The sequence below is a fragment of the Aestuariivirga sp. genome, assembly GCF_044239095.1.
Lineage (GTDB): Bacteria > Pseudomonadota > Alphaproteobacteria > Rhizobiales > Aestuariivirgaceae > Aestuariivirga.
Genome location: NZ_JBIICB010000068.1, coordinates 1 through 16528, shown reverse-complemented (window position 1 = coordinate 16528; position 16528 = coordinate 1). Strand labels below are relative to the sequence as shown.

Annotated in this window: 19 protein-coding genes and 1 pseudogene; 9 read left to right on the top strand and 11 right to left on the bottom strand. The window is 63.1% G+C overall.

Annotation, left to right across the window (positions count from 1 at the left end; genetic code table 11):
• The 8 genes from ACILRA_RS08650 to ACILRA_RS08615 all read left to right on the top strand — a co-directional run.
• On the top strand, nucleotides 1-359 hold a 359-nt coding region (locus tag ACILRA_RS08650), incomplete at its 5' end, for an aminotransferase class III-fold pyridoxal phosphate-dependent enzyme (RefSeq protein WP_395661698.1).
• A gap of 1 nt (nucleotide 360) precedes the next feature.
• Nucleotides 361-1872, top strand: coding sequence for an aldehyde dehydrogenase family protein (locus ACILRA_RS08645; protein WP_395661697.1), 1512 nt, complete (start codon nucleotides 361-363; stop codon nucleotides 1870-1872).
• A 7-nt stretch (nucleotides 1873-1879) separates the two neighbouring features.
• Nucleotides 1880-2479 (top strand): BMC domain-containing protein, encoded by a 600-nt coding sequence (locus ACILRA_RS08640; protein ID WP_395661696.1) that lies wholly within the window; start codon nucleotides 1880-1882, stop codon nucleotides 2477-2479.
• A gap of 1 nt (nucleotide 2480) precedes the next feature.
• The gene (locus tag ACILRA_RS08635; protein WP_395661695.1) at nucleotides 2481-2873 is read left to right on the top strand and encodes a hypothetical protein; all 393 of its coding nucleotides are present in this window, start codon (nucleotides 2481-2483) and stop codon (nucleotides 2871-2873) included.
• A complete protein-coding gene (locus tag ACILRA_RS08630) occupies nucleotides 2874-3125 on the top strand; it encodes a EutN/CcmL family microcompartment protein (protein WP_395661694.1) in 252 nt (83 codons plus the stop codon). It begins immediately after the preceding gene.
• A gap of 25 nt (nucleotides 3126-3150) precedes the next feature.
• Nucleotides 3151-3432, top strand: coding sequence for a BMC domain-containing protein (locus ACILRA_RS08625; protein ID WP_395661693.1), 282 nt, complete (start codon nucleotides 3151-3153; stop codon nucleotides 3430-3432).
• Between the two features lie 14 nt (nucleotides 3433-3446).
• Nucleotides 3447-4100, top strand: coding sequence for a microcompartment protein (locus ACILRA_RS08620; protein WP_395661692.1), 654 nt, complete (start codon nucleotides 3447-3449; stop codon nucleotides 4098-4100).
• Between the two features lie 10 nt (nucleotides 4101-4110).
• A complete protein-coding gene (locus ACILRA_RS08615) occupies nucleotides 4111-5121 on the top strand; it encodes a phosphotransferase enzyme family protein (RefSeq protein ID WP_395661691.1) in 1011 nt (336 codons plus the stop codon).
• Nucleotides 5122-5141: 20 nt separating this feature from the next.
• On the opposite strand, the gene fabG is transcribed toward ACILRA_RS08615, so the two are convergent.
• From fabG to ACILRA_RS08575, 8 genes are all read right to left on the bottom strand, one after another.
• Nucleotides 5142-5912: a 3-oxoacyl-ACP reductase FabG gene (fabG, locus tag ACILRA_RS08610; protein ID WP_395661690.1), complete on the bottom strand. Its 771-nt coding sequence runs from the start codon at nucleotides 5910-5912 to the stop codon at nucleotides 5142-5144.
• 23 nt (nucleotides 5913-5935) lie between these two features.
• Nucleotides 5936-6742, bottom strand: a complete 807-nt coding sequence (locus ACILRA_RS08605; RefSeq protein WP_395661689.1) for an ABC transporter permease — start codon at nucleotides 6740-6742, stop codon at nucleotides 5936-5938.
• A 4-nt stretch (nucleotides 6743-6746) separates the two neighbouring features.
• Nucleotides 6747-7595: an ABC transporter permease gene (locus ACILRA_RS08600; RefSeq protein WP_395661688.1), complete on the bottom strand. Its 849-nt coding sequence runs from the start codon at nucleotides 7593-7595 to the stop codon at nucleotides 6747-6749.
• 4 nt (nucleotides 7596-7599) lie between these two features.
• Nucleotides 7600-8667, bottom strand: a complete 1068-nt coding sequence (locus ACILRA_RS08595) for an ABC transporter ATP-binding protein (protein ID WP_395661687.1) — start codon at nucleotides 8665-8667, stop codon at nucleotides 7600-7602.
• Between the two features lie 76 nt (nucleotides 8668-8743).
• Nucleotides 8744-9907: a PotD/PotF family extracellular solute-binding protein gene (locus ACILRA_RS08590; RefSeq protein WP_395661686.1), complete on the bottom strand. Its 1164-nt coding sequence runs from the start codon at nucleotides 9905-9907 to the stop codon at nucleotides 8744-8746.
• Between the two features lie 183 nt (nucleotides 9908-10090).
• Nucleotides 10091-10510, bottom strand: coding sequence for a diol dehydratase small subunit (locus ACILRA_RS08585; RefSeq protein WP_395661685.1), 420 nt, complete (start codon nucleotides 10508-10510; stop codon nucleotides 10091-10093).
• Entirely contained in the window at nucleotides 10507-12777 is a 2271-nt protein-coding gene (locus ACILRA_RS08580; protein ID WP_395661684.1) for a propanediol/glycerol family dehydratase large subunit, read from the bottom strand. Before ACILRA_RS08580 ends, ACILRA_RS08585 begins: the two co-directional genes overlap by 4 nt.
• 10 nt (nucleotides 12778-12787) lie before the next feature.
• Nucleotides 12788-13684 carry a proline iminopeptidase-family hydrolase gene (locus ACILRA_RS08575; RefSeq protein ID WP_395661683.1) on the bottom strand — a complete coding sequence of 299 codons (897 nt, stop codon included), beginning with the start codon at nucleotides 13682-13684 and terminating at the stop codon, nucleotides 12788-12790.
• Between the two features lie 380 nt (nucleotides 13685-14064).
• On the opposite strand from ACILRA_RS08575, the gene ACILRA_RS08570 reads away from it, so the two are divergent.
• Nucleotides 14065-14664, top strand: coding sequence for a DUF938 domain-containing protein (locus ACILRA_RS08570; protein WP_395661699.1), 600 nt, complete (start codon nucleotides 14065-14067; stop codon nucleotides 14662-14664).
• Nucleotides 14665-14720: 56 nt separating this feature from the next.
• Here ACILRA_RS08570 and ACILRA_RS08565 read toward each other — a convergent pair whose 3' ends face one another.
• The 3 genes and pseudogenes from ACILRA_RS08565 to ACILRA_RS08555 form a co-directional block, all read right to left on the bottom strand.
• Nucleotides 14721-15473 carry a flavin monoamine oxidase family protein gene (locus ACILRA_RS08565; RefSeq protein WP_395661682.1) on the bottom strand — a complete coding sequence of 251 codons (753 nt, stop codon included), beginning with the start codon at nucleotides 15471-15473 and terminating at the stop codon, nucleotides 14721-14723.
• Nucleotides 15474-15616: 143 nt separating this feature from the next.
• Nucleotides 15617-15802: pseudogene (locus ACILRA_RS08560) on the bottom strand (FAD-dependent oxidoreductase); the annotation flags it as partial.
• 109 nt (nucleotides 15803-15911) lie between these two features.
• A complete protein-coding gene (locus tag ACILRA_RS08555) occupies nucleotides 15912-16259 on the bottom strand; it encodes a YigZ family protein (protein WP_395661681.1) in 348 nt (115 codons plus the stop codon).
• Between the last annotated feature and the right edge of the window lie 269 nt (nucleotides 16260-16528).

The window sequence follows — 16528 nt, the reverse complement described above, 5'->3', positions numbered from 1 at the left end:
TGATCGAGATGCTGCTCAGGCCAGAACTCATCGCCAATGTACAGACGGTGACGGACTACATGGCGGAAAGCATGCAGGAGATGATCTCCCGCCATGGCGACATCTTCACCGGCGTGCGCCAGAAAGGCCTGATCCTGGGGCTGGAATTCTCGAACCATCCGGAAGGCGCCATGTACGTCTCGCGCGCGCTTTATGAGCATGGCGTGTGGGCGATCTTCTCCTCCCTCGACAAGCGGGTGCTGCAATGGAAGCCCGGCGTGCTGCTGACGCGCGAAACCTGTGAAGACATCATGGACCGTTTCGATGCCGCCATGCCGCGTGCGCGCGAGCTGCTGCATCAGGCGAAAAAGGCTGCCTGACATGACCGAACCGCTGATCAAAGTTCCCGACGTCCAGTTCGAACGCGCCAAGCTTATGCTGGACCGCGCCAGCTGGGCCGCCGCCAAGATGCAGAAGCTGGACCGTGCCACAACGCGCCGCATTGTCGATGCGGTGGCGGCCGCCGGTCATGCCAAGGCTCAAGCCTACGCCGAATGGGCCGTGCGCGAGACGGGCATGGGCGTCGTGGAGCACAAGCGCATCAAGAACGAGGCAAGCACCAAGGGCCTGGTGGAGCTCTATGGCAACGAGGACTTCATCAGCCCGCGCATCGACCCCGTGAAGAAGATTGTCGAACTCCCCCGCCCCGCGGGCGTCATCTTCGCGCTGATCCCCGTCACCAACCCGGTTTCCACCGTCTTCTTCAAGACGCTGCTGGCGCTGATGACGCGCAATGCCGTGATCCTCTCCCCTCACCCGCAAGCCAAGGCCTGCTGCAGCGATGCCGCGCGCGTGCTGGCCGAAGCCGCACGGGCCGCCGGCGCACCCGATGGCGCGATCCAGGTGATCGAAGAGCCCAATATCCCCCTGCTCGAGAAGTTGATGGCGGATGAGCGGGTGGACCTCATCATCGCGACGGGCGGGCCATCGGTCGTCAAGGCTGCCTACCGCTCCGGAAACCCGGCCTTCGGCGTGGGCCCCGGCAATGCGCCGGTGCTGGTGGACGAAACTGCCGATCTCAAGCTTGCAGCAAAGCGCATCGTTGCGTCCAAGAGCTTCGACAACTCGATCCTCTGCACCAATGAATCAACAGTGCTGGCCTTCACAACTATCGCCGACCGGCTTCTCGATGCCCTGAAGGCGGAGAAATCGCATATCTGCACCCCCGAGGAAACAGACAAGCTGCGCAAGCTTCTGTTCACCGAGCATGGCTTCAACATCGGCATGATCGGCAAGGATGCGAGCGTCATCGCGCGCGAGGCCGGCTTCAATGCCAGCGGTGCGAAGATCCTCGTGACGCCGGTGAACCTCGTCCAGCCGGAGGAAAAGCTTGTGCGCGAGAAGCTCTGCCCCGTGCTGGCCTTCGCCAGGGTGCAGACCATCGACCAGGCCATTTCCGCCGCCCGATCCATGATGCGGAAGTCCGGCAAGGGCCACTCCGCTGCCATTCATTCGAAGAACGAGGCCAACATCATGGCCTATGCCGCCGCTGTCCCTGCACTCCGCGTGGCGGTCAACACCGGCTGCTCGCTAGGGGCATCTGGTTATGAGACCAACCTCGGCCCGTCGATGACCATCGGCACAGGCTTCGCCGGCGGCTCGTCGATCGGTGACAATCTCACTCCGCATCACCTGCTGCACTATGCGCGCATTGCCTACAACAAGGATGCATCCGAAAGCTTCGGCAATTTCACTGGGCTCGATCCGCTGAACATGCCGAAGCGTGACTCATCGCCCGTCTCGCTCGCCGTCGACAATTCGAGCGACAGCGAACTGCGGAAGGAACTGCGCCGCATCATCCTCGAGGAGCTCAAAGCGGTTCTGGCCGCTTGACCTGACAATGGCAACGCTCCGCTCATACATATTCATCGACCAGCTGCAGCCGCAGACCATGTGCTATCTTGGCACCTGGATCAGGGGGTCGCTGCCCCGCACCAACATGGCGGCACAGATCATCGAGGTCGCCCCCGGCCTCGACATCGAGGCATTGACCGACGTGGCGCTCAAGACGGCGGAGGTGCAGGGTGGCATCCTCGTAGTCGAGCGGCAGTTCGGCTATCTGGAAATCCATTCGCGTGACGTGGCTGCCGTCAAGGCGTCCGCTGAAGCCGTGATTGCCGCCATGGGCATCACGGCGGACAAGGCGATGAAGCCGAAGATCCTCGCCTCCAAGATCGTGACGCGCATCGACCCCGGCCATGCCTTTCTCATCAACCGCAACAAGGGCGGCTCCATGGTGCTGGCGGGCGAAACACTCTTCGTGCTCGAAACCGAGCCCGCGGCCTATGCCATCCTCGCCGCCAACGCGGCGGAGAAGGCGGCCACCATCAAGATCGTCGACTACCGCATGATCGGCGCCACCGGGAGGCTTTACCTCTCGGGCACCGAATCCGAAGTGCGGGCCGCGGCATCCGCCGCCGAACAGGCGCTGGAGCTCTGACATGACGTTGAAGCCTGAGATGAGCAACGAACTCCGCCACATGGTGCGTGACGTGCTGCGCGAGGTGATGGCGCAACGCAACGTCACCAGCGGCAGCGCAGTCGAGTCCGTGCGCATCGCCAATGACCACGACCTTGCAGGTTTCATCGCCCGCGTCACCGAGCCAGAAACGCTGGAGAAGCTGCGCGCCGGCAAGCTGCGCTTCACGCTGGGTTCCGTCCCTGCCCCCGCCATTGCAATCTCTGCACCCGCATTGACTGGCGTCGTCACCGAACAGAAGATCGATCACCTCAAGGATGCAGGCACACTCGTGCTCGCTCCCGGCGCCGTGCTTACCCCGCTGGCCCGCGACAAGGCGCGCAAGCTGGGCCTCACCATCGAAAGGAGACGCTAGATGCTGAAGGCAACCGTCACGGGCCGCATCTGGTCCACCAAGAAGCTTTCGGAAGTCCCTACAGGGTCGATCCTCGAAGTTCTCGTGGACGAAACCAATTCGCGCCTCCTGGCCTTTGACCCGTTGGGCTGCGGCGAAGGCGAGAAAGTCATCATCGCCACCGGCTCTGTCGCTGCTGGCTGGTTTCCCGGAAAGTCACCGCCCATCGACGCACTGATCATCGGATCGATCGATGACGCGGCAACCAAGTAAATCCAAACGCTCAACGGAGGATGCCATGAGCAATGCAATCGGAATGATCGAGACCAAGGGTTATGTCGCCGCCATGGCGGCAGCCGACGCCATGGTCAAAGCCGCCAACGTGACGATCGTTGGCCGCGAACAGGTGGGTGACGGCCTGGTGGCTGTGATCATCAATGGCGACGTGGGTGCCGTGAAGGCCGCCACCGAAGCCGGTGCGGAAGTGGCGGGCCAGATCGGCACGCTGGTCTCCGTCCATGTGATCCCGCGTCCGCATGCGGATGTCTCCAAGCACTTCGCCTCCGCTTCGTCCAAGTAAGCGGGACACGAGCCATGTCCGCCGCACGCGCGGCGGCGAAGGGTGAACTCCGGGTCTTTCTGACGATCGAGAGCCTCGAGCCGCAATTCGCCGCCTACATGGGAACGCCGACGCGCGCCCGGGGCTATCCGCCCTATGCGGGCCAGCACGCCCTGATCATCGAGGTCGCCCCCGGCCTGATGATCGAGCGCGTGATGGACCTGGCCTTGAAGGCGGACCCGGACCTCGAGCCCGGCATCCTCTTCGTCGAGCGGCAGTTCGGCATTCTGGAAATCCACGGCAGCGACAAGGACAAGCTCTTGGCCGCCGGCCGTGCCGTGCTGAAGGGCATGGGGCTGACCGAGGGCGACCAGCTCGCCCCGCGCATTCTCTTCACCGACGTGATCGAGAACATCGCGGACCAGCATGCGGTCATCATCAACCGCAACCGACAGGCCTCCATGGTGATGCCAGGCGAAACGCTGCTCGTCTGCGAGATGGTGCCCGCTCTCTATGCGGCGATTGCCGCCAATGTGGCGGAGAAGGTGGCCCCTGCCCTCACCCTCGTCGACGTGCAGATGATCGGCGCGGCGGGCCGCCTTTATATGTCCGGCCGCACAGGCGACGTGGAACGGGGGCTTGCGGAGATCGAGCGGGTTCTGGCAGGAATCGAAGGACGCAAAGCCTGACGGAGCAGTCATGACGGATTTCGAGCCCCTGCCGCACGAGGAACAGCTGCCGATCCTGCTGGAACTCGCCAACAAGGCGCTGTCGCATTACGATCTTCCGGCGGGCAGCACGGCGAAGATGCTGAACCTCTCCGAGAACGCCACCTACAAGGTGGACGCACCTGATGGCCGCCGTTGGGCGCTGCGTGTGCACCGCGAGGACTATCACTCGCGGCAGGCCATCGCCTCGGAACTCGCCTGGGAAATCGACCTGCGCCAGACTGGCGTGGTGACGACGCCGAACCCGGTGAAGGGCAAGGATGGCGAATTCATCCAGGAGATCACGCACCCGCGCATGCCGCGCCCGCGCAATGTGGTGCTGTTCGACTGGGAGACGGGTGTTGAGCCCGGCATCGGCGAGGATCTCTCCGGCCCCTTCGAGGTGCTGGGCGAGATCACCGCGCGGATGCATATCCATGCGCGTCAGTGGCAGCGCCCCTCCTGGTTCACCCGCCTCACCTGGGACTTCGACACGGCTCTCGGCGATGACAACCCCCATTGGGGCCGCTGGCGCGATGGCGTCGGCATGGACCGTGAAATGAAACAGCTTTTCCAGCGCACTGTCGACTTGATCGGCCGCAGGCTCAAGGCCTATGGCAAGGGTGCCGACCGTTTCGGCCTCATTCACTGCGATTTGCGGCTGGCCAACCTGCTGATCGACGGCCATTCAGTGAAGGCCATCGACTTCGATGACTGCGGCTTCGGCTGGTACATGTATGACGCGGCAACGCCCGTATCCTTCTACGAGCATGAGCCGCAGGTGCCGGGCCTGATCGAAAGCTGGGTCAAGGGCTACCGCAAGCAGCTGGCGCTGCCGAAGGAGGACGAGGCGGAAATCCCCACCTTCATCATGCTCCGCCGCGTGCTGCTGGTCGCATGGATCGCGTCACATATCGAGGCGGAGTTCCCGAAGTCGCTGGGAGCGGGATACACGGATGGCACGCTGCCGCTGTGCGAGGAGTATCTGAGGAAGTTCGGGTAACGCCAGCAAGAAGACGCGCCTTACGCCGAATTCAGCGCCTCGAGACTTTCCGGCAGGATCTGGCCGCCATCGACGATGATCGTCTGCCCCGTCACGTAGTTTGCTTCCTTCGAGGCAAAATAGAGCGCGGCATAGCCGATGTCCTCCACCTGACCGAGCTTCTTCAGCGGCACGGAGGCCGCCATGGAGCGCTGGTACTCCTCGCCCATGCCGGCAAGGCCTTCGGTCACGATGTTGCCAGGCATTACCGCATTCACCGTTATTCCATACTTCGCCAGTTCGATACAGGCGGTGCGCATGAAGCCGAGCTGGCCGGCTTTCGTCGCGCCATAATGCGTCCAGCCAGGATAGCCGGTGACCGGGCCGGTGATCGAGGAGGTCAGCACGATGCGGCCCTGATCGGATTTCTTGAGGTAGGCAACCGCGGCCTTCACTGAAAGGAAGGTGCCCTTGAGGTTGGTGTCAACCACGAGGTCCCATTCCTCGGATGTCATGTCCTCGAGCTTGGCAGGCGGGAAGATGCCGGCATTGGCGCAGAGCACGTCAAGGCCGCCGTTGCGGGTGGCCGTCTCCTTCATCACCGCCTCCATGCTGGACAGCGAGGTGACGTCGCCGCTCAGGCCGAAGGCGCCATGGCCGATCTCCTTCGCGGCGGCTTCCGCCTGCTCGCCATGGCGCGCGACGATCGCGACCTTGGCGCCAGCCTGCGCGAAGACGCGCGCGATGCCCTTGCCGATGCCCTTGGACCCGCCAGTTACCACGACCGAGCGGCCCTGAAGTGATTGAGTCATGTCTTTCCTCCAATCAGTTTGTTTCATTCAGCAGGCTTGGCGCGGCGCATTGCCAGTATCGCTCCATAGCCGCCGATCAACAGGATCGCGGCACCCACTGTCGAGACAGTGCCCAGCACCGGAACCCCTGGCGTATAGCCCGCCACCATCTTGGCGTAGAGATACTCCGGCACCGTCGTGTCCGCGCCCGTGGTGAAGAGCGACAGGGGGAAATTACCCCATGACAGCAGGAAGGCGAAGAGCGCGCCGGAGAACAGGCCCGGGAACAGCACCGGCAGCGTCACTTCCCGCAGCACCTGCCATCGTGAGGCGCCGAGGTCGTAGGCCGCCTCCTCCAGCGCCGGGTCGAAACTGTAGACCTGGATCGCGATGACGAGCGTCACCACCGGCACGATCCACACGAGATGCGCGAACACCGCCGTTTGCCATGACAGTGGCAGTCCCAGCGTGTTGAACCACAAGAGCAGCGCCAGACCCAGCACCGACTGCGGGAAGAAGATCGGCAACAGGATGAGCTTCTGGTACAGCGGCCTGCCCTTCCAGTCGTGGCGCGCAAAGGCCAGCGCGCCGAAAAAGGCCAGCGCCACCGCAATCACCGTGACGCACAGGGCAATGGTGATGGAGGTTGACAAAAGCTGGCGGATCTCGATCGAGCTGAATGTCTTCTCCCACCAGCTCAAGCCCCATTTCGCGATGGGGAACTGGAAATATCGGCTGGCAGTCAACGAGGCCAACGTGATGCACACTGTTGGGATATAGAGGAACACGATAACGGCGATGGTCCAGGCCGTAATGAGCGCGTGGCGGGAGCGCTGGTGCTTCGTCTGCATCGCCTCACCTCTTGCCGAGGAATGTGTCGAGGTCGAAGCGGCGTAGCGCCAGCAAGACGAGCAGGCCCACCACCAGCATCAGCAACACGGCCATGGCTGCACCCAGCGGCCAGTTCTGCGAATAGGTAAAGGCGATCTCGATGTCATGGGTGATCGGGATGACGCTCTGCCCGCCCAGCACCTTCGCCTCCGCGATGGCGCCGATGGCGAGAACGAAGGTGAGCAGAAAGCCGATCACGATGCCGGGCATCGACAGTGGCAGTTCCACCTCCCTGAACACCTGCCAGCGCGAGGCGCCCAGGTCGAAGGCCGCGTCCCGCGTCTCGTTCGGCACCATGGAGATGCCGAGGGTCAAGGGGAACAGCATGAAGGGCATATAAACATAGACCATGCCGAGCATGATGGCTGGAACCGAGAACAGGATGCTTTCGAGCTCCACCCCGAACCAGCTCTTCAGCGTACCCAGCATCACTCCGTTCTTTATCAGGAACAGCACCCAGCCATAGAGCCGGATATTCTCTGAGACGAAGAGCGGAATTGTGAACAGCAGCGTGATCAGCATGGCCCACTTGCGGAACACCCGCACCAGCCCATAGGCGACAGGATAGCAGATGAGCGCGAGAAGGACGACGGTCGCCACCGCAAGCCCGAGAGACCACAGGAAGGAGATGTAGATCGTGCTGTTGAAGATAGTGCGGTAGTTCTCGAGCGTGGGCGCGCCGCCGAAAGAGAAGCTGCGGGGCGGCATGAAACTGAACCAGATCACCGCAACGAGCGGCGCCGCGAATCCGATGAGCAGGAACAGCATCACCGGGATGGCCGAGCGCGCGCCGGGCGACATGAACTTGAGCATGGTCCTAGTCCGTCACCAGGATCGCGTCCGCAGCGTCCCAGCCAATGAAGACCTCGTCATCAAGCTGGCCGGAAAAGGGCTGCTGGCGCAGTTTTTCGACCAAGAAGACGCTGTCGCCCACGCGCACCTGGTACTGGATACGCGAGCCGAGCGCATACTCATTGTAAACGCGGCCAGGCAATGCATTGTCCGCCTCAGGGGCGGCGGACAGGAAACGGATGTATTCCGGGCGGATGACCAGATAGCCCTGGCGGAAGCCTTGCGGAAGGTTTGGCGGCTTGAAGCGCGCGCAGAAGCCCTTGGCATGGAGCATCCCGCCGCTGTCGAGGCTGACCGGCATGACGTTCACGTCACCCACGAACTCGGAGACGAATCGGGTATTTGGCGTAGTGTAGATCTCCTGCGGGGTTCCAACCTGCACCAGCTTGCCTGCGCGCATGACGCCGATCCGGTCGCTCATCACCATCGCCTCTTCCAGCGAGTGGGTGATGTAGACGAAGGTCTTCTTCGTCTCGCGGTGGATGTCTTTCAGTTCCTTTTCCAGCGTCTTGCGGAGCTTGTAGTCGATGGCGGAGAGCGGCTCGTCGAAGAACAGGATCTGCGGATCATAAGCCAGTGCACGCGCCAGCGCCACACGCTGACGCTCGCCACCGGAGCACTTCATCACGTTCTTGGCATAATGGCTTTGCGGCAGGCGCAGCAGGTCCATCAATTGTAGCGCGCGTGCCCTGCGCTTCTCCGGCGCCTCTCCCCTGATCTTCAGCGGGAACTCAATGTTCTGGCCTACCGTACGGTGAGGAAACAGGGCCAGCGACTGGAACACCATGCAGGTTGGCCGCTTGTTGGCCGGCACGTCGTTGATGCGGGCACCCTTGAGCAGGATGTCGCCACTTGTCGGTGTGTCCATGCCGGCGAGCATGCGCAGCATGGTGGTCTTGCCGGAGCCCGAGGGGCCGACGATGGTGAAGAATTCGCCCTCGGCAATGTCGAGGTCGATGGAATCGACAGCTGCATGCTGTCCGAACATCTTGCAGACCGCCTTCAGCGACAGGATGGGCTCAGCGCCTTGCATGTGCAGTGAAGCTCTTTCAATCATACATCAAACCCTGCGGGCCTGCCGCAGGGGTTGATGGTGTTGAGGACAAGGATCAGCCGCCGGAAGCGCCTCGCTTGGCGGCGGTCATAATGTCCAGCAGCTTGTCGTAATCGGGTACGATATCGTACTCGACGCAGCGCGCCATCTCCTCATCGAGGCTGTCCCACTGAATGGCGTCGAGCTCTTCCTTGGTGAACAGGGCGAAGCACTCCGGGTTGCCCATCTGCGACACGGGGTTGAACGTGCCTTCCGCAAAAGCCACCGTGTGCGACATCTTCGGCGACTGCACGAATTCAAGGAAGTCGGCCGCCAGCGGCGAGAGCTGCGGGTTATTCACCGTCGAGGTGATCTCGATCCACGCCACGCCGCCCTTGCCGTTCATCGGGCCGGACTTCGGTGTGATGCCGCGGATGTTCGGGTTGCCGTCAGCGCGCGCGGGCGAGGCCGAATAGGTGCCGCCCGTCATGTGGAAGTCAATCTCGCCCGAGATCAGCGCCTGGTTCATGGTAGCGATGTCACCCACCACCTTCGCACCCTTGAAGACGCGCTCGGCAGTTTCCTTGAATTTGGCCACCTCCTCATCGCTGTGCACCTTGAACGGATCAAAGCCGGCGATCAGGCAGATGTTGAAGACGTTCCAGTCATCCGACTCCAGAATGCCGTACTTGCCGGCATTCGCAGCATCGTTCCACAGGTTCCAGCCCTGATCCTCGGCGGTGGCGCGGCTGATCTTGTCGGTGTTGACGACGTAGCTGTAGGGCCCAAAGCGCTGCGCCATGCCGAGCAACTCGGCACCCGACTCGTCCATCGCCCACTTATAGGGCGCCTTGAAGGCGGGCATCATCTTGTCGAAGAACGGCTCGAAGCGGGCGCGGTCGAGAGGCGCGATCAGCTTCTCGGGGAACATCACCTTGCGGGCCCAGGGGTTGTTGACGTTGATCAGGTCCCACACATTGGTTTCGCCGGCGCGCAGCCGGTTGATCATGGTGGGGTCGTTGGTGAGTGACTCGGCCTTCACCGTGGCGCCCTTCTCGGTGCGGAACGGGTCGAGCACCTGGGCGGAATTGTATCCTTCCCAGCAGAGGATGTTCAGTTCCTTCTCGCGCGCCGCCTGGGCGCGGCCGGGGACCAACGTTCCGGCACCGGCGAATGCCGTGGCCCAGAGGGCCGATTGCTGCATGAAGTTCCGGCGGGACAATCTGCTGCTATTAGCCATTTTTCACTCCCTGTTTTTTGTCGCCAAACGCCTTCCTGTTGGAAGTTCGACTGAGATTGAGCACCAAATTTTCCTCCGAGTAAAGACCGTTTTCGCGGCATCCGGCGAGGCAAATGCCGGGAATTCCGGCAGTCTGCCGCGGCAGAACTTCAACATTCCAGCAAGACTGCGATTGACCGACTTTCAGAAACGGAAGGTGAAGAGCCCGCGCTGTTCATAGGTTGCGGCGGCCTCCTCGACGAAGGCGGCGATGCTCATGGCGCCATATTGTGTGCGGAGCATTGCTGCAGCATCCTGCAACTGCTGCTTCGTCCTGGCGCGTCCGGGGCGGAGCAACTCATAGATCTGCATGATCACGTCCTGCGGGACGTTCACGAGTTCCGACGCCCGCTCGAAGTTCTGCGCCAGTGTGGAGCGGCCCGCATCACGCGCGATTTCCGCCTGGGCCCGCAGCGCCTCGGGCGTGATGCGCAGGTCTTCCATGGTGATGGACCCGTCAAGCACGGCATCAAGCGTGATGTCGGACAGGCGCTTGCCGCGCGGTCCGACCACGGCATCAGCTTGTGTTTCGGCCAAGGGATAATCGGCGCGCGTGCAGCTCATGCCCTCCCTCCCGTCAACGTCACCTCAACGAGTTCGGGTGCTGCCCCTTCCTCCGTCAGCCCAGTTTCGATCGCATAGATCATGGCAACGCGCGCGTGGTAGCGCGAGCCCATCGCCTCGCCGCGCTGCGGCACCACCACGGGATCCGGCATCTCGCGGAGCGCATAGGCCGCCGCATTGGCGCCAAGCCCGCGGTAGTGCTCAAGGCTTGTGATCGGCGCATTGGAGAAGAGCTCGAGATTGTTGTGCGGCAGCCGGTCCCGCTGGTGGATGACGGCCGTACCCTTGGCCTGGATCCCGATGCCGATACCCGAACCCGCAAGCCGTGCGGCGGACAAGCCGAGGAAGGACGTATCAGCGGTGTGGCGGAAGCGCACGATACGCGGCGAGAGCCCGCGCGCCCGGATCGCTTCGGTGATGTTGCGCAGAACGTCAGACAGCCGGTGGCCAGCCGTGGTCTGGAACAGCTTGAGGCCAAATGCGGGGCTGATGCCGATGACCACATCCTTGCGGTCATCCGATTCACCCGCAGCGCCAAGTGCACGATATCTGATGCGCGCGCTTTCATCTCGCTCATGCATGGCCTCGGAGCGCAGCACCTCCTTCTGATCCAGCACGTCGCGGATGCCGTTGAGCTCCAGGCGCCGCTTCTCCGTCACGCGATAGCCGGAACCCGGCCCGAGATAGTCATTGGGATCGTTGACCGCACTGACGATGCGCCCATTGCGGATCATCGCGGAGGTCTGGAGATAGTCGCCCGAGAGCCTGAGCTTCACCACATTGAGCAAGTTCTCCGCCTCCTCGCGGAAGCCGCGCCGCGCCAACGCCTTGATGACGTCGACGACGGTGATGCCCTTGTCCTTGATCGCCTCGCTGATGAAGGCCACATCGCGCGGAGTGTAGCTCTCGGTATCGTCCGAGCCCGAGGCGACGGTGACGGAGCGCTTCATCTCCTCCGTCGGGTTGGCAAGGCCCAGTTCCTCGAACACGGCGGAGACCGCATCGATGGCACGCCGGCGCAGGTCCAGCGCCTTTTCCTCGGGCAAGGGCGTCAACCCGCCATCGGTCTCGAAGTCGCGCTGCAGCACGAGGTAGTCTTCGAGCTCCTCGCCATTGAGGAGGGAGGGATTGAAGGAATTGTCATACTTCAGGATCGAGCCGAAGCCGGAGCAGATGAGATCAGAGCCCGCCACCAGATAGGGCATGATCTTGGCGCCAACGCGGATTTCAGACTCGGTCGCCCGCGCATCATTACCGCTGGCGCATTCGAGGTCGAGCCACACGGCAATGAGGTTTTCCGCCATCAGCTCGCGGAAGCCGCCGGGCACGGTGGAGGTCAATGGCGCTCCGTCGATGCCACCATTCTGCGTGCCCTGCACACCCATGCCGCGCTGCAGGCAAAGGCAGCGTGCCTCGAGATAGAGCAGCGACTTCGCCTCGTGGAAGCCCATGAGCAATTCCGCCCCTGCCCCGCTGGTGCAGCGCATCTTGATGCCGCGGGAGGCATAGGCGGCAGCGAGGAAGGCCTTGGACCACGGCGTATCGTCGCCATCGGTGAAGCTCTTTTCCGTCCCATAGACGGAGACCGTTTCGGCATAGGAGGAAAACCCCGCCATGCCGATCCGTAACTCCTCCGCCTCCTCGCTCGAACACTGGAACAGCGTACCCCAGCGGCCGACTGCAGCGCCCACCGCACAGGCCAGCGCGTTGGACCAGGCATTGCGCGACACGCGCATCGTCGTCTCGATCTCGTCGAAGCCGAAGGCCACCGCGGTCGCGGCATCGGCAGCAAGCTGCAGCGGATCGTCCTTGGCGTTCGTCACATGCGCCTGGTTGCCCGGCGTCTTGCGCGCGCGCATCTTGGAATAGGCAAAGGCGATTTCCAGCGCGTTGAGGTGGGAGACGCATTGCGCGAGCTTGGCGGGCGTCATGCCACGGGCCAGCCGCACAAGATCCTCGCGCGGCACGTTCATGTCCACCAGCACTCGGGCGACAGTCTGTGAATCCATCGCCATGGCTTCTGGCGCCACGCTGACGTCGATGTGGTGGCGCGCGATGAAGCGGTCGATCATGTCGAAGTCGCGTTCCAGCACGCCATCGAGCGCGATGACGCGTCCACCCGCGATGCTGATCGCAGGCTTCGGATCCGCCGGGCTCGAAAAAGCCGAGAAGCCATTGGCCGGGTCTTCCGCCGCGAACTTGTCCAGCCGCAGCGGCCGGTCGTCCCAGTCGGCATAGCGCTTCCAGCGGTTGACCGTGTTGGCCATCGTGGTGTCCCTACCGCGGCCGGAGGCGGTTGCGGTCGAGGAAGTCCCGCAGCACGGGGTAGTAGAGTGCGGGGTCCTCGTAAAAGGGCAAGTGGCTGCTGTTGGGGAAGACGGCGAGCTCCGCGTTCTTCAGACGCAGCTTCATTTCCAGCGCGCAGGCGGGTGTCTGCTCGTCGAACTGGCCAACGGTGATGAGCACCGGCACCTCGACCTTGTGCAGGTCGGCAAGGCGTGACCAATGGCGGATGTTGCCGATGTAAGTGAACTCATTTGGCCCCTGGACCGCGCTGTAGGGGCCCATGTTCCAGTCCGACAGCGAGCGCACCACCGGGGCGGGCGCCTGCTGCAGCCGGCAGACATGGCGGTAATTCAGCACCGTGATGGCGCCCATGTATTCCGGGTGGGTGAATGTCCCCTGCGCCTCATGCCGCTGCATCATGGCCACCGCCTCCGGCCCCAGCGCCGCCTTCAGCCTGTCGAGTTCAGTGCGAAGCTGCGGCATGTCGGCGACCGTGCTGGAGAGGATCAGGCTCGCCAGGTTCTCCGGATAGGTCAGTGCATATTCCACTGCCTGCCACCCGCCCCAGCTGTGCCCGAGGAAGTGCACCTTGCCGAGGCCCAGGGCCTTGCGCACCTGCTCTGTCTCCTCCACATGACGCCGCAGCGTCCAGTTCGTGGGATCATTCGGCCGGTCGGAGGCGCCGCAATCGAGCTGGTCGAAGGCGATCACCCGGAAACCCTGGTCCACGAAGCAGGAATGCGCCTCGCGGAGATAATCGCAGGGCAGCCCAGGCCCGCCATTGACCAGGAACAGCACGTCGGGGCCCGAGCCGAAGCTGTAGGCCACCAGCCTGTGGCCATCCACCGCCACGGTGATCTTTTCATCCGGCTCGATTTCACGCCACATGCTGATCCCCTTTCGCATCAATTCGGCAGGCTAACACGGCAGCCCTGCCGCGCAAGGACCTGCGGTTAAGCGACAGCCCGACTATTCCCTCCGCCTGTCCGGGGCTCCCCCCTCTGGCAGGGTGGTTGTCCATCTGTCTAATTCCTAAATAGTACCCTGAGGCGGGCGGCGAAGAGGAAGAAGACGTGGCGTATTCATTGGAACGGAAAGCGGCCGTGCTGGCGAAGATGTTGCCGCCGAACAATGTTGCCCTGCACAAACTGTCGCAGGAAGAAGGGATTTCGAAGAGCACGCTCTGCATATGGCGGGCGGAGGCCAGGGCGAAGGGCCAACTGCTGCCCGTTGCCCTCGAACGGCGCGAACAGGATGCTGACCATCGGATGTTCTCGCCTTCGGCGGCGCGTAACGCCGAACCGATCCTGACGGTCCTGAAGGGTCTCTTTCCGGCACGTGGAACGGTGCTGGAGATCGGCTGTGGAACAGGGGAGCATGCGGTGTGCTTCGCCGCGGCGATGCCCACACTCACCTGGTTGCCCACCGATCCCGATCCCGCCTCTCGCGCCAGCACCGCCGGCTGGATCGGGCTCAGGGGTTTGAGCAATGTCCTGGCACCGATCGACATCGATGCGAGCTCACCCGTCTGGGGCGTCGAGAATCTTGCGCCGTTTGATGCCATGTTGTCGATCAACATGATCCATATCGCACCATGGGCAGCCACGACAGGGCTGTTCTCCGGCGCTGGCCGGCTGCTGGGTAGCGGCGGATTGCTCTGTCTCTACGGACCCTTCCTGCACAATGGTGCCTATAACGCACCGTCAAATGCCGCCTTCGACCAGTCCCTGAAAGCCAGTAACCCCGCCTGGGGCTTGCGCGACATCGCCGATCTCGAACGCACCGCCCTGGTGTCCGGCCTGAGGCTCGGCGAGACGGTCGCGATGCCCGCCAACAACACGCTGCTGGTCTTCCGCCGCGCTACGTGAGGGACCGCACCCAGCCTTGAGAGGAGCGCGAGCAGACCTTCGAGGTGGGAGAATATTCAGAGCCGCCCGACAACCTCAGCCACCGCGCGCTCGGCGGCGTCCAGGGCACCGGCGAGGTATCCTGGATAGGTGAAACTTGTCTCGCTGCCGGCCAGAGACACGTATGGCGCCCAGCCCCCCGAAGTCCAAGGCCTGGGATCGGGCAGCGGATGTCCTTCCGCCCGCGCGTCCGCCTCGGTCGCGGTGAAGGCGTCGGCTGTCCAGTCCTTGAAGAGGGTTGCCTGCGGCTGGCCCGCCCTTGCGCCAAACAGGCGTCCGAGTTGTGCAAGGGCAGCACTGACAAGGGCCTCCTCGCCGACTTCGATCCGCTGCCGGCGATCCAGCCCCACGAAGCCGAAAAGGGCAGCCGAACCGGATGCCAGGGTCGCATCGTGAATTTCCACCAGCGGCCCGACGCCACTCTGGGCCATGCCGGAGAGACCGGCCTCGCGCCAGAACGGGCGGTCGTAAAGGGCGAAGAACTTGGCATGCGGCGCCATCCAGGTGGCGGTCTGGCGCCAGCGGCGCAACGTCTCGCTGTCCAGGGCGGGCTCGAAATCAACCGTCGATGCCAGAAGCCGCGGGGGCAAGGCAGGGATCAGCTGCCGCGCCACAAGCTCTCTGTCTGTCTCGCCATCGCGGAATGACAGCACCAAGCTCCCGTCGCGGCTCGCAACACGGCTAACCCGCGCACCAAGATGCAACCGCCCGGCAGGCAAGGCGCCCACCAGAGCCGAAACCATGGCGCCTGTTCCGCCTGCGAGCCGCATGGACGGCGGCTCCTGTGGAAGCGTCGAAAAGCGCTGCACCGGCTCGTACCGCGACCGCTCAACGACCACGTCGCCCTCGGTATGCTGGAGAAAAGCCCGAGGCCGTCTACGACACGGGCCATCCCGGGGTGCATCCCGGGCCAGAACCAGGAGGGACCCAGATCAAAGCCATCGGGTGAGGGATCCCCCTCGCCGTTCACCGACAGGATGCGGCCTCCGAAGCGGTGCCTGGCCTCGAGAAGCTGGAACTCGATTCCAGCATTCAGCAGGAGTCGCGCCGCAAAAAGGCCCGCAAGCCCTCCCCCCACGATGGCAACAGTTGTTGGCATTGGTTCAGTCTTGCCCCTGCTTCGGCGGATGGATACCGCACCGCTGGTTCAAAGTCGAAGCAAGCCTGCGGCAGGGTTGTGGGCGAGCGGACACGGCATCATGCACGCGTTACAACGCCTTGAGGTAGATCCTCACCGCCTCCTGCACATGCCGGAAGCGGTCGCCACCCAGCTGCTTACCGCCGAACCACCGCGTGACCACGACGATGTGGTTCCGGAGCCCTTCCCTCTCGAGCATGCGAAGGATGACCATGCCGGCTCCAGCCTCGCCGTCATCGTTCTTGATTAGCTGCTCGCCGCAGATGAGGCCCCACGAATTGTGCGTGGCCTTCGCGAATTTCTTGTTGCTCTTGAGTTTGGCGATAAACCTGCGGGCATCGTCGGCGGAGTTGCATGACCCACCCGAGACGGCATATTTCGAGCCACGATCAGTGATGACGTTGTCGAGAATGATCATGCTGCGTGGGCCTATATCCGTCCTGCAATGAACAGCAGTGTTCGCGTTCTTAGCACGGGCCTTCGCTGGTCCGCAGCGGGGCAACGTCTATCTGCGGTAAGAGGAGCCAAGTCGCTTGTCATAAAGGCAGGACAGATCCACGGCGCTGCCGCTGCTTGTGCCACTTATCCCGCCCGGACTAGTGGATTGGCCGGGACAAAAGAGTCCGATTGAAGGTTCCCAACGGCTTGTTGACGTGCGAATCTTAAAGGATGCGCAATGGTATCAGT

Bases quoted from the DNA above. Each gene is read 5' to 3' on its own strand.
- ACILRA_RS08645 (WP_395661697.1), top strand. From the start codon at position 361: ATGACCGAACCGCTGATCAAAGTTCCCGACGTCCAGTTCGAACGCGCC.
- ACILRA_RS08640 (WP_395661696.1), top strand. From the start codon at position 1,880: ATGGCAACGCTCCGCTCATACATATTCATCGACCAGCTGCAGCCGCAG.
- ACILRA_RS08635 (WP_395661695.1), top strand. From the start codon at position 2,481: ATGACGTTGAAGCCTGAGATGAGCAACGAACTCCGCCACATGGTGCGT.
- ACILRA_RS08630 (WP_395661694.1), top strand. From the start codon at position 2,874: ATGCTGAAGGCAACCGTCACGGGCCGCATCTGGTCCACCAAGAAGCTT.
- ACILRA_RS08625 (WP_395661693.1), top strand. From the start codon at position 3,151: ATGAGCAATGCAATCGGAATGATCGAGACCAAGGGTTATGTCGCCGCC.
- ACILRA_RS08620 (WP_395661692.1), top strand. From the start codon at position 3,447: ATGTCCGCCGCACGCGCGGCGGCGAAGGGTGAACTCCGGGTCTTTCTG.
- ACILRA_RS08615 (WP_395661691.1), top strand. From the start codon at position 4,111: ATGACGGATTTCGAGCCCCTGCCGCACGAGGAACAGCTGCCGATCCTG.
- fabG (WP_395661690.1), bottom strand. From the start codon at position 5,912: ATGACTCAATCACTTCAGGGCCGCTCGGTCGTGGTAACTGGCGGGTCC.
- ACILRA_RS08605 (WP_395661689.1), bottom strand. From the start codon at position 6,742: ATGCAGACGAAGCACCAGCGCTCCCGCCACGCGCTCATTACGGCCTGG.
- ACILRA_RS08600 (WP_395661688.1), bottom strand. From the start codon at position 7,595: ATGCTCAAGTTCATGTCGCCCGGCGCGCGCTCGGCCATCCCGGTGATG.
- ACILRA_RS08595 (WP_395661687.1), bottom strand. From the start codon at position 8,667: ATGCAAGGCGCTGAGCCCATCCTGTCGCTGAAGGCGGTCTGCAAGATG.
- ACILRA_RS08590 (WP_395661686.1), bottom strand. From the start codon at position 9,907: ATGGCTAATAGCAGCAGATTGTCCCGCCGGAACTTCATGCAGCAATCG.
- ACILRA_RS08585 (WP_395661685.1), bottom strand. From the start codon at position 10,510: ATGAGCTGCACGCGCGCCGATTATCCCTTGGCCGAAACACAAGCTGAT.
- ACILRA_RS08580 (WP_395661684.1), bottom strand. From the start codon at position 12,777: ATGGCCAACACGGTCAACCGCTGGAAGCGCTATGCCGACTGGGACGAC.
- ACILRA_RS08575 (WP_395661683.1), bottom strand. From the start codon at position 13,684: ATGTGGCGTGAAATCGAGCCGGATGAAAAGATCACCGTGGCGGTGGAT.
- ACILRA_RS08570 (WP_395661699.1), top strand. From the start codon at position 14,065: ATGTTCTCGCCTTCGGCGGCGCGTAACGCCGAACCGATCCTGACGGTC.
- ACILRA_RS08565 (WP_395661682.1), bottom strand. From the start codon at position 15,473: ATGCGGCTCGCAGGCGGAACAGGCGCCATGGTTTCGGCTCTGGTGGGC.
- ACILRA_RS08555 (WP_395661681.1), bottom strand. From the start codon at position 16,259: ATGATCATTCTCGACAACGTCATCACTGATCGTGGCTCGAAATATGCC.